Genomic DNA, 16,813 nt, shown 5'->3' with positions numbered 1-16,813 from the left:
TGGGTGCTGGCGGGTGGGTGGGTGAGCGGTGCCGCGGTCGGCCGGAGGCGCCCCCTTCGTCGCAACCACCCTTCTCGTTCGTCCCTCACGAGAAGGGGGCCAGGCCCATCCACGCTCCTCCGGGGGCGCCTCGTCCGACCGCCACGCCGCGCGCCCCACCTCCCGGGTCGGTCGGTCGCTGACTCGGCGCCGGTTCGACGGTGACTCGGCGCTGATTCGAGGGTGAGTCGGCGCTGGTTCGAGCGTGAGTCGGCGCCGGTTCGACGGCGGCCGATCAGGTCCTGGCGTAGGTCACGCCGACCTGGCGGCGTACGTCGTCGAGCTGGGCCATGACGGCCAGGGTCTGGGCGTGCGGGACCAGGGGGCTCTCGCGCAGGCCGGCGCGGACGCAGCGGTCGACCTCGGCGACCTCGTGGGCGTAGCCGCGGCCGATGACGGGCTCGGCCCCGTGGATCTCGAACGGCTCGTCGTAGCCGCTGGCGTCGTTGGTGGAACCGGCGCGGAAGGGGCGGAAGACGGCCCGCTCCGGGTGGTGGAACTGGCCGTGGAGCTCCAGGCGGCCGCGGTCGGTGGCGAGGGCGGCGGAGCGGTCGGACCAGGAGGTCATCGAGGCCGAGAGGGTGGCCAGGGCACCGCCCGGGTAGCGGCCGGCGATGGCGACGTCGAGGTCGACGCCGCGCTTGGAGAGGGCCGCGGTGGCGACCAGCTGCTCGGGCTCGCCGAGGAGGAGGTGGGCGAGGGTGAGGGGGTAGATGCCCATGTCGAGCAGGGCGCCGGCGCCGAGCGCGGGGTCGAGCAGCCGGTCGTCGGGGTCGGCCGCGACGACGAAGCCGAGCTCGGCGCGCAGCTGGCGCGGGGTCCCGAGATCGCCGGCCAGCAGGCGGCGGCGGACCTCGCGGACGACCGGGTGGCACGCGGTCCACATCGCCTCCATGAGGAAGACGTCGTGCTCGCGGGCCAGCCGGACCATCTCGGTGGCCGTGGGGAGGTCGAGCGTCAGCGGCTTCTCGCACAGCACGTGCTTGCCGGCCTCGATCGCCATCCGGGCGTGCTCGAGGTGCAGGGCGTGGGGCGAGGCGACGTAGACGACCTCGACGTCGGGGTCGGTCACCAGGTCGGCGTACGAGCCGTGGGCGCGGGCGCCCGGGGCGTGCTCGGCGACGAACGCGTCGGCGGACTCCTGGCGACGGGCGCCGACGGCGACTAGCCGGGAGGTGGGGACCAGGGCCAGGTCGGCCGCCACCGAGCGGGCGATCTTGCCGGTGGCCAGGAAGCCCCAGCGCACCGCCTCCGTGGCGTCGACGGACCGGGTCGGCGCGGGGGTCTCGCGGGGCGTCGGCACGCCAGCACCCTAATGGCGGTCCGGACCGGCTCCGGCGCGTGCGGCGGTCTAATCACACAGGTGTGATTCCGTGCTCTACAGTACGGGGAGACCACCCCAACCCCACCTGCGGAGAAGTCGCCATGGAGCCACAGGCCCACGCACCCAGCCTCGAGACGCCCGCCGGCTCCGACGCGCTGTCGGAGCGCGACCGCGACATCCTGGAGTTCGAGCGCCAGTGGTGGAAGTACGCCGGCGCCAAGGAGACCGCGGTCCGCGAGAAGTTCGACATGAGCTCGACGCGCTACTACCAGGTCCTCAACGCGCTCATCGACCGGCCCGAGGCGCTCGAGGCCGACCCGCTGCTGGTCCGCCGGCTGCGCCGGCTGCGCGCTGCCCGCCAGCGCCAGCGCTCCGCCCGCCGTCTCGGCTTCGAGGTCTGAGGCCGTGGCCTCCCGCCGCGCACGCGACCAGCGGGGCGTGGTCCTGCCCTCCCCGCTGGTGATGCTCTCGGTCATCGCGGTGGCGATGGCCGCCATCGCCTTCGTCGCCACCCGGGGCGGGGAGCCGACCGAGCGCGAGATCACCCCGGCCGCCCGCGACGCCGCGACCCCGTCGGCCACGCCCACCGAGACGTCGAAGCCGAAGCCGAAGAAGACCCAGGCGCCCGAGCCGGCCGTCGAGCGGGGCGAGGTGATCGTGGAGGTCTACAACAACTCTCCCGTCACCGGCCTGGCCTCCCGCGTCGCCACCCGCGCCACCGGCGCCGGCTGGCAGGTCGTCGGCACCGACAACTGGTACGGCACGATCCCCAGCACCACCGTCTACTTCCCGCCCCGCCTCGAGCAGGCCGCGAAGATGCTCGCCCTCGACCTGGGCGTGGAGCGCACCGCCGCGGCCGTCGCCCCCATGCGGATGGACCGGCTCACGCTGATCCTCACCGGCGAGCTGGACTGACCCCACCGCTCGCGGCCGGCGGCCACCACCCGGACGGGAGGGTCGGGCCGTGATGGACTCCTCCCCATGGACGTGACCTCGCCGGAGGGTGAGCAGCGGTACGCCGCCCTCGTCCGCCCCGCCGCCGCGACCGTCGTCGGGCTGGACTTCGACGGGACCCTGTCGCCAATCGTCGACGACCCCGAGCGGGCGCACATCCACCCGGCAGCGCGCGACGTGCTCGTCGCGCTGTCCCGCGAGGTGCGCGCCGTCGCGGTGATCACCGGCCGCCCCGCCCGCCAGGTGCTCGACCTCGGGGGTCTGGAGGAGGTCGGCACGGCGATGGCCGAGGCCGGCAGCGAGCTGCACGTCTTCGGTCAGTACGGCAACGAGCGCTGGTCCTCGGGCCGCCGTCGGATCCTCTCGCCGCGCCCGCCGCGCGGGCTGGCCACCTTCGAGCGCGAGCTGCCACGGCTCCTGCGCGAGCGCGGCGCGTCCGCGGCGTACGTCGAGGACAAGGGGCTCGCGGTCGCGGTCCACACCCGCCGGCTGCCGGAGCCGGAGGAGGCCTTCACCGCGCTCCTGCCCGCCCTGACCGCGCTGGCCGAGCGGCACGACCTCGTCGTCGAGCCCGGCCGCAACGTGGTCGAGGTGCGCTCGCCGGGGATGCACAAGGGCGTCGCCGTCAGGACCCTCGCCGAGGAGCTCCAGGCCGGGGGCTTCCTCTTCGCCGGGGACGACCTCGGGGACCTCCAGGCCTTCGAGGCGCTCGGCGAGCTGGCCGCGGAGGGCATCGCGACGCTGCGCGTCTGCTCGGCCTCGCCGGAGGAGTCCGCGCTCCAGGAGCTCGCCGACCTGGTCGTGCCCGGGCCCGACGGGGTGCTCGGGCTGCTCGGTCGGCTCACCGAGGACGCCCGGGCCGCACGCACCTGACTCTGCAACCACCTCGCGCCTCCTGCTCCGAAGCCGCGAGCGGGCAGGTCTACCGCGAGGTCCTGACCGCTTGGCCACCCACGTGCGCCCCACGACGTACGACGGCCCGCCCCCGACGTGCGGGGACGGGCCGTGTCGTGCTGGAGCCGCTGGAGGTCGGTGGGCGGCCGGGCTCAGGCCGTGGGGCGCTGCGGGCCCTCGGGCGGCTCCTCGCCACCGCCACCGCCACCGCCGCCGCCGCCGCCACCGCCGCCGTCTCCACCACCGGTGCCTCCGCCGCCACCGCCGCCGGAGGGCGGGGCGCTGACGAAGACGCCGAACGTGCCGGAGGTGCCGGGGTCGTTGCGGTCGGTCTTGGGGGTGCGGACGCGGTAGACCTGCGACCCGGTGGTGGTGGCCTTCACCTTGAGGGCGAACCGCCCGCCCGACCACCGGCTCGAGGCGGCCTTGACCCAGCGGCCGCCAGCCTTGCGCCACACGGTCACCGTGCCGCTGGCCGACGGGGCGATGCTGCCCGACACCTTGAAGGTGCGGCCCTTCTGGACCGAGCGGGTCGAGGGGGACGCCGTGACCTTCGAGGGCACCCGCAGCCGCTTCCACGCCGAGGTGCTGCCGTCGTTGTCGTCGCTGTCGGGGACCCGGAGCCGGTAGGAGCCGCCGGCCTTCGCCTTGAACCGGATGACGTCCTTGCCCTGGTCGACGAACTCGCCCTTGACCTGGCTGACCGTGCCGTCGAACGCCCGACGCTCCAGGATGACCAGCTGCTCGCCGGACTGCTGGGTGCGGACCGTGGTGCGCGCCTTGACGCGGCTCCCGTAGCGGGCGGTCTTGGTCGACAGGCTGAGGTCGGCCGAGGTCGAGCCGCCCTCGAAGTCGAAGACCCGCTCACCGGAGGCGTCGGTCACGGCGAGGCCGTCGAAGAGGGCCTCCCCGCCGCTGCAGCCCAGGAGGAAGCCGACCTCGTGGCTGCCGGGCGCGGTGCGCGTGGCGAAGAAGGAGGAGAGCGTCTGCACGCCGGCGGAGGAGACCTCGCGGCCGTCGGGACCCACCTCGGTCCACTCGAAGGCGCGCTGTGCTGCCTCGACGGTGTGCCACGCGGTGTCGTAGTCGGGGGCGAAGGTCGTGACGCCCCACCACGTCGTGTCGGTGTCGTCGGGGCGGTAGCGCACCACGCCGGCCACGGAGTAGGGCACCGACGTCGGGCGGAGCTGGATGCGCAAGGACGTGATCGTCGTGGGGTCGTCGACCTCGGCGACCGGACCGACGCCCCCGGTGGCATCGGTGCGCTCGTAGCGAGCGGCCCGCAGGCCGAGCGGGGTGCCGTTGCCGATGACGTGGCGCAGCGTGGCGCGGCCGGTCGTGGCGACCTCCGGGGCGTTGCAGTCCAGGCGGACCTCGTCCAGCCCGGCCGCGCCGAAGCGGTTGCCGTCCACGGCAACCGTGGTCGCCGCCGACGCGCTCGGTGCCGTGCCGACGGTGAGGCCCACCGCCAGCACCGATGCCAGTCCTGTCACCAGTGCGGTCGACAGCGCGGCCGTCGCCGTCGCCACCCGCCCGGTGCTCCGTGCCGAAGTCTTCACGTGCCGCTCCTCGTCCCGCTCCCCGTGCGCGTCTGCCCGCGCGCGGTGTCGCGCGGCTTCCTACCCTCGCGACCACCTGGCTTAACCTTGCCGCGCCGGCGTTCTGGTCCACCACACCGGGGTGGCGTGGCCCGGTCGAGGACGGGGTAGTCCTCCGCCGGTGCGGGTGGTCCGCTCCGGCAGAGCTCGAGGAGGGGTGGGCAGCGGCGTGGTCCCCACGATCGGCGAGGTGTACGCGGGGCGCTACCGCGTCCTGCGCCGGCTCGGTGAGGGCGGCATGGGCACGGTCTTCGAGGCCCTCGACACCACGCTGGACCGCCGGATCGCGCTCAAGGTCGTCTCGCCCGCCCTGGTCGACCGCGACGCCTACCGGGAGCGGTTCGCCCGCGAGGCCGCGCTGCTGGCCCGGGTGCGCTCGCGGCACATCGTGCACATCCACGAGTACGGCCAGGTCGAGGACACCGTCTACCTCACCACCGAGCTCTTCCCCGACGGTGACCTGCGCAACCGGCTGGCCCTGCGCGGCGCCCTCGACCGGCGCGAGGCCCTCAGCGTCGCCGCCCAGCTCTGCGAGGCGCTCGGCGACGCCCACGACGTCGGCGTGGTGCACCGCGACGTCAAGCCGGCCAACGTGCTGCTCTGGGAGCGCTCGGGGCGGCTGCTGGCCTACCTCTGCGACTTCGGCATCGCCGTCGACGGCTCCGCCGACGGCACCGGTCTGACCCGCACCGGCGGGATCGTCGGCAGCCCGGCGTACATGGCGCCCGAGCGGCACCTCGGCGCGGACGCCGACGAGCGCGGCGACCTCTACAGCCTCGGCTGCGTGCTGTGGGCCGCGCTCACCGGCAACGCCCCCTACTCCGGCACCGACTTCCAGGTCATCACCTCCCACGTGCAGGACGCCGTCCCCCAGCTCGGCACGGGTACGCCGCTGGACGAGCGGATCGACGCGCTGCTGCAGCGCGCGATGGACAAGGACCCCGGCCGTCGCTTCGCCTCCGTGCAGGAGATGGGGGAGGAGGTCGCCTCGATCCTGCGCGACCTCGACGCCGGCAGGCTCGGTCCGGTCCCGGCCGCCCCGGGCCCTCCGGGTGGGACGGGCGCAGGCGGAGTCCCGACCGGCACCGGCACCGGCACCGACGGGGGCGGTGCGACCCGGATGGTCCCCGGCCCCGTGCGCCCTGCGACCCCTGCTCCCGCCGCCGCTCCTCCCGCTCCTCCCGCTCCTGCGGCGCAGCCCGGGCCCGCCGAGAGCCCGTCCGGCGACCTCGCCGACCACGGCACGGTGATCCGCTCGGGCGCTTCCGCCGACAGCCCGCGCACCACCGCACCGCCGACCGCGCCGCCGCTCGCCCCCGGGTCCCCGTCCGTCGCCCCCGGCGCGGACGACGGCCCCGAGCGTGGTGGCCGCCGCAGCGTCCTCCTGGTCGCCGTGGCCGTCCTGGCCCTGGTGCTGGTCGGCGGCCTCGCCGCGCTCGGCCTGGCCGGGGGCCAGGACGACGAGCCGCTCGCGGGCCCCGACGCGAGCGGCAGCAGCAGCCCCACCGCCACCGCCAGTGCCGAGGCGGGCAGCCCGCCCGCCGGTGCGCGCCCCGTGGTCGCCGCCGAGCCGGCGTACCGCTCGGTGCGCTTCGAGGTCGCCGTCGAGGTCGACGGCGAGCCGGTCGAGGACGTGCCGCTCGAGGTCGACACCGGCGCGGGCTGGCGCTCGGTCCAGCCAGGGGCTCTCGACGTGAGGACGACGCGCGGCGCCGAGCGCGCCTGCGTGCAGGTGCGCGTGGCCGGCTCCGCCGTCGACGGCGTACGACGGTGCGGACGCTCGCAGCCGCCGACCGTCGCCCTGGTCCGCGAGCAGCGCCCGTGCACGCGCACGATCGACGGGACCGTCTTCCCCTGCACCTACTACGCCGTGCGGGTGGCGGGGCTGACCCCCGGGACGACCCCGCGCGCGGAGGTGCTCCCCGTCGGGGCGCAGCCCTGGTGCCAGGACCCGGCGATCGGGGCGCAGTTCTGCCGCCGGGTGGAGGTCGACGAGAACGGTCGCGGCGTCATCGACCGCTACTTCGCGATCCTCACCGACTCCGGCACGGCCCGGCTGCGCGTCGACGGTGTGACGAGCGCCCCTGTCCGCCTCTTCTGCGGCGAGCCCTGCGCCTGAGTCGCACATCCTCGTCCCGCATCGTGGACAGGGAGTCCACATCCCGGACTAGCGGTTCGTCGGTCCCGAGGGCCCGCCCGTACAGTTCTGATCAGCTCATCGAGAGGGACTGAGGGAACGGCCCGACGAAGTCCCGGCAACCGCCACGAGCCTCCGCCCCCGACCAGCCCGGTCGGATGCGGTTCGTGGAAACGGTGCTAATTCCGGCCCGGCGCGAGAGACGCGACCGGGGAAGATGAGGAGGAGGACTCAGTGAGCACTGCGACCATCGACCCGACCGTGTCCGAGGCGGCCACCGGCACGCTGCTGCGCGAGGGCGCCTTCGGCAACGCCCGCTGCCTCTCGTGCCGTGAGTGCGGCCACGAGGTCGAGCTCGGCCCGCACTACGCGTGTCCGGAGTGCTTCGGCCCGCTCGAGGTCTCCTACGTCTTCCCCGCGATCACCCGCGAGGAGATCGAGGCTGGCCCGCGCAACATCTGGCGCTACAAGGCGCTGCTGCCGGTGCCCGAGGACATCGAGCAGAGCCCCAACACCGAGCCCGGGTTCACCCGCCTGCTGCAGGCCCACAACCTCGGCAAGCAGCTCGGCATCGAGCGCCTGTGGGTCAAGGACGACTCCACCAACCCCACGAACTCCTTCAAGGACCGCGTGGTGGCCTGCGCGCTCAGCGCGGCGGTGGAGATGAAGGCCAAGGTCTTCGCCTGCCCCTCGACCGGCAACCTCGCGAACGCCGTGGCCGCCGCGGGCGCGCGCGCCGGCATCAAGACGGTGGTCTTCATCCCGAGCAACCTCGAGAAGCCCAAGCAGGTCAACTCCGCGGTCTACACCGACTCCCTCGTCGCCGTCGACGGCAACTACGACGACGTCAACAAGCTGGCCTCCGAGATCGCCGGCGAGGAGGAGGGCTGGGCGTTCGTCAACGTCAACGTCCGCCCGTTCTACGCCGAGGGCTCCAAGACCCTCGGCTACGAGATCGCCGAGCAGCTCGGCTGGCGCCTGCCCGACCAGGTCGTCATCCCCGTCGCCTCCGGCTCCCAGCTCACCAAGGTGCACAAGGCCTTCCGCGAGCTGGTCGAGCTCGGCCTGGTCGAGGACAAGCCGGTCAAGATCTTCGGTGCCCAGGCCACCGGTTGCTCGCCGGTGTCGGCCGCCTACAAGGCCGGGGTCGACGCGATCCGCCCGGTCAAGCCCGACACCATTGCCAAGTCGCTGGCCATCGGCAACCCCGCCGACGGCATCTACGTCCTCGACATCTGCCGCCAGACCGGCGGCGCGGTCGAGGACATCACCGACGAGGAGGTGCGCGAGGGCATCCTGCTGCTCGCCCGCACCGAGGGGATCTTCACCGAGACCGCCGGCGGCACCACGGTCGGCGTGCTGAAGAAGCTCGTCGAGACCGGCCAGCTCGACACCTCGCTCGAGACCGTCGTCATCAACACCGGCATGGGGCTGAAGACCCTCGATGCGGTCGCCGACCACGTCGGTGCCGCCGCGACCATCAAGCCGACGTACGCCGCGTTCACCGACGCCGGCATCGTCTGACCCGTCCCAGCCCGACCCAGGAGCACCGTCGCCGTGAGCGTCTCCGTCCGCGTCCCCACCATCCTGCGCACCTACACCGGTGGTGAGTCCGAGGTGAGCGCCGCCGGCGCGACCCTGGCCGAGGTGCTCGACGACCTCGACGCCTCCTACCCCGGCATCAAGGCGCGGATCCTCGACGACAACGGGGCCCTGCGCCGCTTCGTCAACGTCTACGTCGGCGACGAGGACGTGCGCTTCCTCGACGACCTCGCGACCCCGACCCCGGCCGGCGCCAAGGTCTCGGTCATCCCCGCGGTCGCGGGCGGCTGAGCCGTGCCGGGGCTGTCGAAGGAGCTCACCCCCTGTCGCAGCGTCACGGTCGAGGAGATCCGCACCGCCCCGGTGCGCTTCACCAACAGCGTCGACCTCACCACCAGCCCGGAGCGGCTGTTCGAGGTCCTGGCCGACGCCTCCGCCTGGCCGCGGTGGGCCAAGGCCATCACCCGGGTGGAGTGGACCAGCCCGGGGGCCGACCGGGGCGACATCGGTGTCGGGACCACCCGCACCGTCCACATGCGCGGCGGCATCGTCGGTGAGGAGGAGTTCCTCCTGTGGGACCCGCCGCGGGCGATGGCGTTCTGCTTCACCGCCACCAACGCCCCCGGTCAAGAGGCCTTCGGCGAGCTCTACGAGGTGGAGCCCACGGCGACCGGGTGCCGGCTGACCTGGACGCTGGCCATGTGGCCGACCGGCGCCCAGCGCTGGAGCGTGCGGCTCGGGCGCCCCGTGCTCGACCAGACCTTCGCCTGGTTCCTGCGTCGGCTGCGCGCGCTCACCGCCCAGGGCTGACGGCCGGGCACGACCTCACCGGCCGACGGGCCCGGCCCCCAGCTCCTGCCCGACGAGCTCCGGGCCGACCTGAGTGGCGCCGGCGCTCATCCAGCGTCGAGGTCGACCAGCACGGCGTGCCCCCGGGAGTCGATCTTCACCGTGGCGGTCCCGGTGCCCGCGGCCAGCGCTCCTTCGAGCCGCCGGGCCTCGTCGTCGGAGGTGAACCACGACTCGATCCCGCAGGAGAGGCGCCAACCGCCCTCGCACGCGAGGTAGGGCCCTTCGTCGGGGCGCTCGGTCACCACCGCGGTGGAGCGCCAGGTGCCGTCGTCCTGCTGCTCGAGCGGCAGGAAGACCTCGCCCTCGACCGTGCGGCGGGTCTCCAGCTGCAGGTCGGGGTAGTCCAGCTGGGTGTAGGCGCCGCGGAACGGGTCGATCGGGTCCAGCCCGGCGACCTGCAGGAGGTACTCCTCCCCGGTGGCGTACGCCGAGAGCCGCGGGGCGACGGCGACCCCGACGAGCACGAGCTGGACCGCCGCCACGAGGGCGATGCGGGTACGGGTGCGCTTGATCATGGTGGTCCCCACCTTCCTCAGAGAGCCTCTGCCAGGCGGCGCCGGCCACGGTCGACGGCCAGGCCCGTGCCGACCAGCACCACCCCCAGCACCAGGAACAGCCACGCACCCTCGAGGACCGGCGCGAAGACGGTGAAGGCCTGCAGCGTCGTCACGACCACGAGCGCGGCCGTGGCCAGGACGGTCAGGCGGCCGCTGGGGCGCAGCGTCCCGTCGACGGCCAGGGCGATCGCGGCCCCGGCGCACAGCGTGATGCCCAGGACGGCGTGGGTGACGTCGGCACCGCTGAGGTCCGCCGTGCCGTCGGCCCCGGCCTCCCACAGCACCAGCCCGGCCGCTCCGGCGAGCGTCGCGGCGCCGACGCCCAGCTCGGCCCGGTCCAGGGCCGTGCCGCGCACCAGACCCGTGGCACCCAGCAGCCCCGCCGCCGCGAGGAGCACCCAGGTGCCGGTGCCGGGTTCCCAGTCCTCGGCCACGACCGGCGGGAAGGCGCCCACGGTCACGGCGACCAGCACCAGCAGGGCGCCGACCTCGCGCCAGGCGGTCGCGAAGGTCGGCAACCACCGGGCGTGCAGCGCGGCGACGGCCAGCGCCGCCAGGCCGTAACCGCCCAGCGAGACCACGAAGGCCAGCCCGGACCAGGCGGTCTCCAGGCTCGCCCACAACACGTAGACCGTGCCGGTCGAGACGGCGACCAGCAGCGGGAGCAGTGCCTCCACGGCGTACGCGTGCACGAGCGCGGCGACCGCCCAGCACGCCAGCAGCAGCGGCTCGTACGCCGGCACCTGCAGCGTCTGCGCGGCCTGGAAGACCAGGGCGCCGATGAGCAGCGCCGCGAGCAGGCGGACCGCGCCGACCAGGGGCGGGGCGGCGTTGCGGTCTGCGAGCACCTCCGCGCCCACGAGCGCGGCCAGCCACACCACGGCCACCGCGGCGACGCGGACGGTGGGGGAGAGCGACTCGATGTTCGCCGCGACCAGCCAGATGACGCCGACCCCCACGAAGAGGCCGCCGACCGCGGTCAGCAGGCGCACCAGGGGGAGCCGGCGGGTCGAGGCGGCGTACCGCCCGAGGATCGTCTCGGCCTGCCGCGCGTCGATGGTCCCGTCGCCCTGCCACAGCCGGACCTGCTCGCCGAGCCACTCCAGGCGCGCAGGAGGAATGGTGCTCATGGGGACAGCATGACGCCGTCGGGCCTGTTGCTGCGTGAGTCGACGTGCTCAGGTCGACGGGACCTCCGTCCCGGCCGGCGCCCCCTCCTAGGGTGGCGCGCATGCCCACCGTGCTGCTGGTCACCTGCGCGCTGCTGCCCGACGGCGAGGAGGCCGGCCACCTGCTGCCGGCCGCGCTGGCGGAGCGGGGCGTCGGTGCGAGGTGGGTGGTCTGGGACGACCCGGCCGTGGACTGGGCGGCCGCCGACCTCGTGGCGGTGCGCTCGACGTGGGACTACCACCGGCGGCTGCCGGAGTTCCTGGGCTGGGCCCGGTCGGTCGAGGCGCAGGTGCCGCTGCTCAACGGCGCCGAGGTCTTCGCCTGGAACGCCGACAAGTCCTACCTGCTCGAGCTCGCGGACGGTCATCCGGCGGTGCCGGTCGTGCCGACCCGGCTGCTCGAGGACCGCGACCTGGTGCCGACGCTGCGGACGGCGATCGAGGAGCTCGGGACCGTGCTGGTCAAGCCGCGCACCGGGGCGGGCGGGGTCGGTGTGGTGCTCGCGGACTCCCTCAGCGACCCGCGCCTGGAGCACCTCACGGCCGGGCCGTGGGTCGTGCAGCCGGTGGTCGAGTCGGTGCGGACCGAGGGGGAGACGTCGGTCTTCGTGCTCGGGGGCCGCCCGACCAGCCAGGTGGACAAGGTGCCGGCCACCGGCGAGGTGCGGGTGCACGAGCACTTCGGGGGACGCTCGCGCCCGGTCGAGCTGCGCGCCGAGGCGGTCGAGGTCTCCCTCGCGGCGGTCGAGGCCGTCGTACGTCGGCTGGGGCGGGAGCTGCCCTACGCCCGGGTCGACCTGATGCGGCTGGCCGACGGCACGCTCGCGGTCAGCGAGCTGGAGCTGATCGAGCCCGGGCTCTACCTGGACGTGCACCCCGCCAACGCCGGGCACTTCGCCGTCACGGTCGCCGGCGTGCTCGAGGGGCGCTGAGCAGCCAGGAGCCGTTTGCACTCGCTGGGTGCGAGTGCTAAACATGACGGTGGCACTCTCCTCATGAGAGTGCCAAGACACCCCGGTCCGGGGAGTCGAGGTCGCACCCCATCGGCGGGAAGGGTCCGTCGGTGGCGCGGCCGTCCGTCGCGGGCGACTGACCGGACCTCCACAACTCTTATGTTGCGAGGAGATCGCAGGAGTTATGCCGAAGCTGATTGCATTCGACGAGGAGGCCCGTCGCGGCCTCGAGCGGGGCATGAACACCCTCGCCGACGCCGTCAAGGTGACCCTCGGTCCCAAGGGCCGCAACGTCGTGCTGGAGAAGAAGTGGGGCGCCCCCACGATCACCAACGACGGTGTGTCCATCGCCAAGGAGATCGAGCTCGAGGACCCCTACGAGAAGATCGGCGCCGAGCTCGTCAAGGAGGTCGCCAAGAAGACCGACGACGTCGCGGGCGACGGCACCACCACCGCCACCGTGCTGGCCCAGGCGATGGTCCGTGAGGGCCTGCGCAACGTGGCCGCCGGCGCGAACCCGATGGGGCTCAAGCGCGGCATCGAGGCCGCCGTGGCCGCCGTCTCCGAGAAGCTCCTCGGGATGGCGACCGACATCGAGACCCGTGAGCAGATCGCGGCCACCGCGACCATCTCCGCCGGTGGCGACACCACCGTCGGTGACGCCATCGCCGAGGCGATGGACAAGGTCGGCAAGGAGGGCGTGATCACGGTCGAGGAGTCGAACACCTTCGGCATCGACCTCGAGCTCACCGAGGGCATGCGCTTCGACAAGGGCTACATCTCGGCGTACTTCGCGACCGACATGGAGCGCATGGAGGCCGTCCTCGAGGACCCCTACATCCTCATCGCCAACCAGAAGGTCTCCAACGTCAAGGACCTGCTGCCGATCCTCGAGAAGGTCATGCAGTCGGGCAAGCCGCTGCTGATCATCGCCGAGGACACCGACGGCGAGGCGCTGTCGACCCTGGTCGTCAACAAGATCCGTGGCACCTTCAAGTCCGTCGCCGTCAAGGCCCCGGGCTTCGGTGACCGCCGCAAGGCCATGCTGCAGGACATCGCGATCCTCACCGGCGGCCAGGTCATCTCCGAGGAGGTCGGCCTCAAGCTGGAGAACACCGGGCTCGAGCTGCTCGGCCAGGCCCGCAAGGTCGTCATCACCAAGGACGAGACCACCATCGTCGAGGGTGCCGGCGACGCGCAGCAGATCGAGGGCCGGGTCAACCAGATCCGCGCCGAGATCGAGAAGTCGGACTCCGACTACGACCGCGAGAAGCTCCAGGAGCGCCTCGCCAAGCTGGCCGGCGGCGTGGCCGTCATCAAGGTCGGCGCGGCCACGGAGGTCGAGCTCAAGGAGCGCAAGCACCGCATCGAGGACGCCGTGCGCAACGCCAAGGCTGCCGTCGAGGAGGGCATCGTCGCCGGTGGCGGCGTGGCCCTCATCCAGGCCGCCGCGGGCGCCTTCGACAAGCTCGAGCTCGAGGGTGACGAGGCCACCGGTGCCAACATCGTGCGCCTGGCCACCGAGGCCCCGCTCAAGCAGATCGCGATCAACGCCGGCCTCGAGGGCGGCGTCGTGGCGGAGAAGGTGCGCAACCTGACCCCGGGCCACGGCCTCAACGCGGCCACCGGCGAGTACGTCGACATGCTGAAGTCCGGCATCATCGACCCCGCCAAGGTGACCCGCAGCGCGCTGCAGAACGCCGCCTCCATCGCGGCGCTCTTCCTCACCACCGAGGCGGTCGTCGCGGACAAGCCCGAGAAGGCTGCCCCGATGCCCGGCGGCGACGGCGGCATGGGCGGCATGGACTTCTGAGTCCACCTGTTCCACAGCACCACCCGGGAGGCCCCGGTCGCGCGAGCGGCCGGGGCCTCCTGGCGTTCCTGGCCGACATCGGACGGCCCCGCGATGACATCCGCCGCCTACGAGGAGGCTGGCGACCCCGGGTCGAGGTGGCCGCCGTTCAGCTGGGCCTGGTCCGCAGCCCATCGGCCCCTCGTGGCCCCGGCGTGGTCGTAGCCTCCGCGCAGCGGTCCGCTGGACAAGGTGCCGTACTCGCGCGCGACGTGCTCCTCGATCGCCTCCTCCTGGGAACGCAGCACCGGCAGGTAGCGTGCCGAGTCGGCGCGGCTGCCCGCCATCACGTGCGCGTTGGTCTCCGCGAGCCGTTCGCCGATCCGGATCGCGTAGGAGCGCAGGAACGTGGCGCGGAAGCTCGAGGAACGCGTGCGGGCGTACGCGCCGCCGGCGCTCCCGGCCTCGGCCAGTGCCCGCTGGGCCTGGACCAGGAGCGAGGTGAAGAGCACCTCCACGGCGTCGAGGTCGGCGGGGAAGCCGATGACCTCGCTCATGTCGAGGCCGCTCAGGAACACGGTCCTGCAGCGAGTCTGGGCGGCGACCAGCTGGAGCAGGAGGGACTTCGGGTCGACGTACGGCGCCTCGATGGCGACTCGGATGATGCTGGGTCGACCGACCGTCTGCCCGACGTGGAGCGCGGCGCGGTCGATCGCGTGGCGGGTCATCAGCTCCTGGGCCTTGGCAGTGAGGGCTGCCGCCTCCGCCTCGAACTCGGTCGACTCGGCCTTGGCCAGCAGACCGCGCACCTTCTGCAGCACCGGGTCGGAGGCACTCGCCACCACGTGCGACGAGGTCACGTCCCCGGGAGGCCGGAGGAGTGCGTGCAGTGCCGGCAGAGCGCCGAGCCGGACCAGCAGCTCCCCCGTGCGGTGATAGGCCGTGCCGGGATCCAGGCGGCACCGCTCGCGCCACGCGGCGTACCACCGCGGGCCTGGAGACGCCTCGCCGAGGCCGTCCACCTGGTCGCGCCACCTCGGATCGACCAGATCCTCACCGTGCCTGCGGAGGTGGTCGTCGAGGTGGTGGCGCAGGTGGACCGCGACGAGTCGCCCCGTGACGGTGTGCAGACGCCGCGCCACCCGGTGGATCTCGGCGGGTTGCCACCCATGGCGCACCAGCGCCTCCACCTGGTCGGCGACCAGGAGCTCGGCGGTCCGCTCGACCGGCGCGGCCGGTAGCGCCTGCAGACCGGCCACGTGCTGCGGGCGAGGCGTCGCCCGACCGTGCGTGCTCGAGTCCTGGAGGATCCGGGTCCACAGCAGCAGTGCCTCGTGCTCCGGGTCCGGTGGCGAAGGCGTGTGGCGCGACCGCGTGGCGGAAGCAGGGTCACCGAAGGGTGACGGGGGCCCCTGGGCACGCGGAGGCGAGGGGGGAGTCGGGCCTCTCGGGTCCACCGGCGAGGAGGGTGGTGCGTCCTCCGCACCTGGCCGTCCTCGTGCTGCGTGCTGGTCGCGTGCCCGCTGGCGGGCACGGTCCTTGCTCCTCGCCGCTCTGCGCGACTGGCTCTTCCTGCTCATCCCGGCTCCTCCCGACCGGGCGAGCCTAGGAGGCTCCACCGGCATCGGCTGGTGCTCGTCCACAGCCCTCGGTGCCTCGTCCCCGAGGTCGCCAGGTGCCCGCAGCCGCGGCGCGATGCCAGCGGGCGCTCTCCAGGCAGCGTCGAGGTCCGGGTGGAGGCCCCAGGATGCGGTGTGACGCGTTGCTGCACGCCGACCCGCACCTCGACCCGGCATGATCGGGGTCGTGCCCGCCGGACTGCTGCTCGCCGCCGGGGCCGGCTCCCGGATGGGACGGCCCAAGGCGCTGGTGCACGACGAGCGCGGGTCCTGGCTGCAGCGGGCTGTCGCAGTGCTGCGCGAGGGCGGGTGCGACCCGGTGGTCGTGGTGCTCGGTGCCGCGCCCGAGGCGGCCGACCTGCTCCCGCCCGGCGTGCGCGCCGTCCTCGCCGAGGACTGGGCCGAGGGGATGGGGGCCTCACTGCGGGCAGGGCTGGCCGCCCTGGACGCCGCCAGCGTGGAGCAGGTCGTCGTCACCCTCGTGGACCTGCCCGACCTCGTGCCGGCCGTCGTGGCGCGGGTCGTCGCGGCCGCGGAGACCGGGCGTGGGGAAGCGCTCGCGCGGGCGTCGTACGACGGGGAGCCGGGCCACCCCGTGCTGATCGGTCGTGACCACTGGGCGGGCGTTCGGGACGTCGCCCGCGGAGACCGGGGTGCGCGCGACCTGCTCGCCTCCGCCGACGTCCTGCTCGTGGAGTGCTGCGACCTCGCCGGTGGTGAGGACGTCGACTCCCTCCCCGGGTCGCCGGGCCACCAGCGCGACGCCGACGCGTGAGTCCCCGCGCCGGCGACGGCGGACCGCGGCTGCAGCCGCTGACCCGCGGCCGGGTCGAGCGCCTGGGCGAGGCCGGTCGCGCCTGGGTCGCGGACCTGCCCCGCGTGCTCGACGAGCTCGCTGCGCGCTGGGACCTGACGCTGGGCCGCGGGCTGCCGGGCGGCTCGGCCTCGTACGTCGTCGGCGTGACCACCACGGCCGGGGAGCAGCGGGTGCTCAAGGTGCCCACGCCGGACCAGGCAGGCGAACGCCAGGTGCCGGAGGTGCTGGCGGCGGCGGAGGGCCGCGGGTACGTCCGGCTGCACGCCCACGACCCCGTGACCGGGACGCTGCTCCTCGAGCGGCTGGGGGAGCAGTTGGAGCGCACCCCGCTTCCGCCGGAGGACAAGATCCTGCTCCTCGCCGACACGCTCCTCCTCGCGTGGAGGCTCGACCCCGCCGAGCCGGCGGATCTCTCCGGACGGACGTGAGGTTCCCCCCGGACCGTAGAGGCATCGACAATGAGGATCGAGATGCCAGAGAAGCGGAAGAAGTACGACCGGGAGTTCCGTGAGGGAGCTGTCCGGATCGTCGAAGAGACCAACAAGCCGATCGCGCAGGTCGCTCGT

General features: G+C 73.8%; 16 protein-coding genes and 1 riboswitch. Of the genes, 11 read left to right on the top strand and 5 right to left on the bottom strand.

Annotated features, from left to right (window positions below; all coding sequences use genetic code 11):
- Positions 1-274 precede the first annotated feature (274 nt).
- Positions 275-1,342, bottom strand: a complete 1,068-nt coding sequence (locus tag Q1V71_RS19525; RefSeq protein WP_300646063.1) for a Gfo/Idh/MocA family oxidoreductase — start codon at positions 1,340-1,342, stop codon at positions 275-277.
- A 122-nt stretch (positions 1,343-1,464) separates the two neighbouring features.
- Here Q1V71_RS19525 and Q1V71_RS19520 point away from each other — a divergent pair, with 122 nt between their 5' ends.
- From Q1V71_RS19520 to otsB, 3 genes are all read left to right on the top strand, one after another.
- The gene (locus tag Q1V71_RS19520) at positions 1,465-1,764 is read left to right on the top strand and encodes a DUF3263 domain-containing protein (RefSeq protein WP_300646061.1); all 300 of its coding nucleotides are present in this window, start codon (positions 1,465-1,467) and stop codon (positions 1,762-1,764) included.
- Between the two features lie 4 nt (positions 1,765-1,768).
- Positions 1,769-2,278, top strand: coding sequence for a LytR C-terminal domain-containing protein (locus tag Q1V71_RS19515; RefSeq protein WP_300646058.1), 510 nt, complete (start codon positions 1,769-1,771; stop codon positions 2,276-2,278).
- A 66-nt stretch (positions 2,279-2,344) separates the two neighbouring features.
- Positions 2,345-3,190, top strand: a complete 846-nt coding sequence (gene otsB, locus Q1V71_RS19510; RefSeq protein ID WP_300646056.1) for a trehalose-phosphatase — start codon at positions 2,345-2,347, stop codon at positions 3,188-3,190.
- A gap of 173 nt (positions 3,191-3,363) precedes the next feature.
- Here the strand turns inward: otsB and Q1V71_RS19505 are convergent, their stop codons facing one another.
- Positions 3,364-4,770: a hypothetical protein gene (locus Q1V71_RS19505; RefSeq protein ID WP_300646054.1), complete on the bottom strand. Its 1,407-nt coding sequence runs from the start codon at positions 4,768-4,770 to the stop codon at positions 3,364-3,366.
- Between the two features lie 208 nt (positions 4,771-4,978).
- On the opposite strand from Q1V71_RS19505, the gene Q1V71_RS19500 reads away from it, so the two are divergent.
- From Q1V71_RS19500 to Q1V71_RS19485, 4 genes are all read left to right on the top strand, one after another.
- Positions 4,979-6,928, top strand: a complete 1,950-nt coding sequence (locus Q1V71_RS19500) for a serine/threonine-protein kinase (protein ID WP_300646051.1) — start codon at positions 4,979-4,981, stop codon at positions 6,926-6,928.
- Positions 6,929-7,021: 93 nt separating this feature from the next.
- Positions 7,022-7,170: riboswitch (SAM riboswitch) on the top strand.
- 10 nt (positions 7,171-7,180) lie between these two features.
- Positions 7,181-8,470 (top strand): threonine synthase, encoded by a 1,290-nt coding sequence (thrC, locus tag Q1V71_RS19495; protein ID WP_300646048.1) that lies wholly within the window; start codon positions 7,181-7,183, stop codon positions 8,468-8,470.
- Positions 8,471-8,503: 33 nt separating this feature from the next.
- Positions 8,504-8,779 (top strand): MoaD/ThiS family protein, encoded by a 276-nt coding sequence (locus Q1V71_RS19490; protein ID WP_300646046.1) that lies wholly within the window; start codon positions 8,504-8,506, stop codon positions 8,777-8,779.
- Positions 8,780-8,782: 3 nt separating this feature from the next.
- Positions 8,783-9,298 carry an SRPBCC family protein gene (locus tag Q1V71_RS19485; protein WP_300646043.1) on the top strand — a complete coding sequence of 172 codons (516 nt, stop codon included), beginning with the start codon at positions 8,783-8,785 and terminating at the stop codon, positions 9,296-9,298.
- Positions 9,299-9,384: 86 nt separating this feature from the next.
- On the opposite strand, the gene Q1V71_RS19480 is transcribed toward Q1V71_RS19485, so the two are convergent.
- Both Q1V71_RS19480 and Q1V71_RS19475 read right to left on the bottom strand, forming a co-directional pair.
- Positions 9,385-9,855, bottom strand: coding sequence for a GDYXXLXY domain-containing protein (locus tag Q1V71_RS19480; protein ID WP_300646040.1), 471 nt, complete (start codon positions 9,853-9,855; stop codon positions 9,385-9,387).
- Positions 9,856-9,872: 17 nt separating this feature from the next.
- A complete protein-coding gene (locus Q1V71_RS19475) occupies positions 9,873-11,027 on the bottom strand; it encodes a DUF2157 domain-containing protein (RefSeq protein WP_300646038.1) in 1,155 nt (384 codons plus the stop codon).
- 101 nt (positions 11,028-11,128) lie between these two features.
- On the opposite strand from Q1V71_RS19475, the gene Q1V71_RS19470 reads away from it, so the two are divergent.
- Positions 11,129-11,998, top strand: a complete 870-nt coding sequence (locus Q1V71_RS19470; RefSeq protein ID WP_300646035.1) for a hypothetical protein — start codon at positions 11,129-11,131, stop codon at positions 11,996-11,998.
- A 205-nt stretch (positions 11,999-12,203) separates the two neighbouring features.
- Positions 12,204-13,832, top strand: a complete 1,629-nt coding sequence (gene groL, locus Q1V71_RS19465; protein ID WP_300646033.1) for a chaperonin GroEL — start codon at positions 12,204-12,206, stop codon at positions 13,830-13,832.
- A 107-nt stretch (positions 13,833-13,939) separates the two neighbouring features.
- On the opposite strand, the gene Q1V71_RS19460 is transcribed toward groL, so the two are convergent.
- A complete protein-coding gene (locus tag Q1V71_RS19460) occupies positions 13,940-15,070 on the bottom strand; it encodes a DUF2786 domain-containing protein (RefSeq protein WP_300646030.1) in 1,131 nt (376 codons plus the stop codon).
- 547 nt (positions 15,071-15,617) lie between these two features.
- On the opposite strand from Q1V71_RS19460, the gene Q1V71_RS19455 reads away from it, so the two are divergent.
- Positions 15,618-16,205 carry an NTP transferase domain-containing protein gene (locus Q1V71_RS19455; protein WP_300646027.1) on the top strand — a complete coding sequence of 196 codons (588 nt, stop codon included), beginning with the start codon at positions 15,618-15,620 and terminating at the stop codon, positions 16,203-16,205.
- Complete coding sequence (locus tag Q1V71_RS19450; protein ID WP_300646026.1) at positions 16,202-16,675, top strand: aminoglycoside phosphotransferase family protein; 474 nt, start codon at positions 16,202-16,204, stop codon at positions 16,673-16,675. Before Q1V71_RS19455 ends, Q1V71_RS19450 begins: the two co-directional genes overlap by 4 nt.
- The last annotated feature ends 138 nt before the right edge of the window (positions 16,676-16,813 follow it).

The sequence above is a fragment of the Nocardioides sp. genome (assembly GCF_030149505.1).
Taxonomy (GTDB): Bacteria; Actinomycetota; Actinomycetes; order Propionibacteriales; family Nocardioidaceae; genus Nocardioides.
Note: the sequence above shows the minus strand (reverse complement) of the source record. Positions and strands in the feature narration are given on the sequence as shown.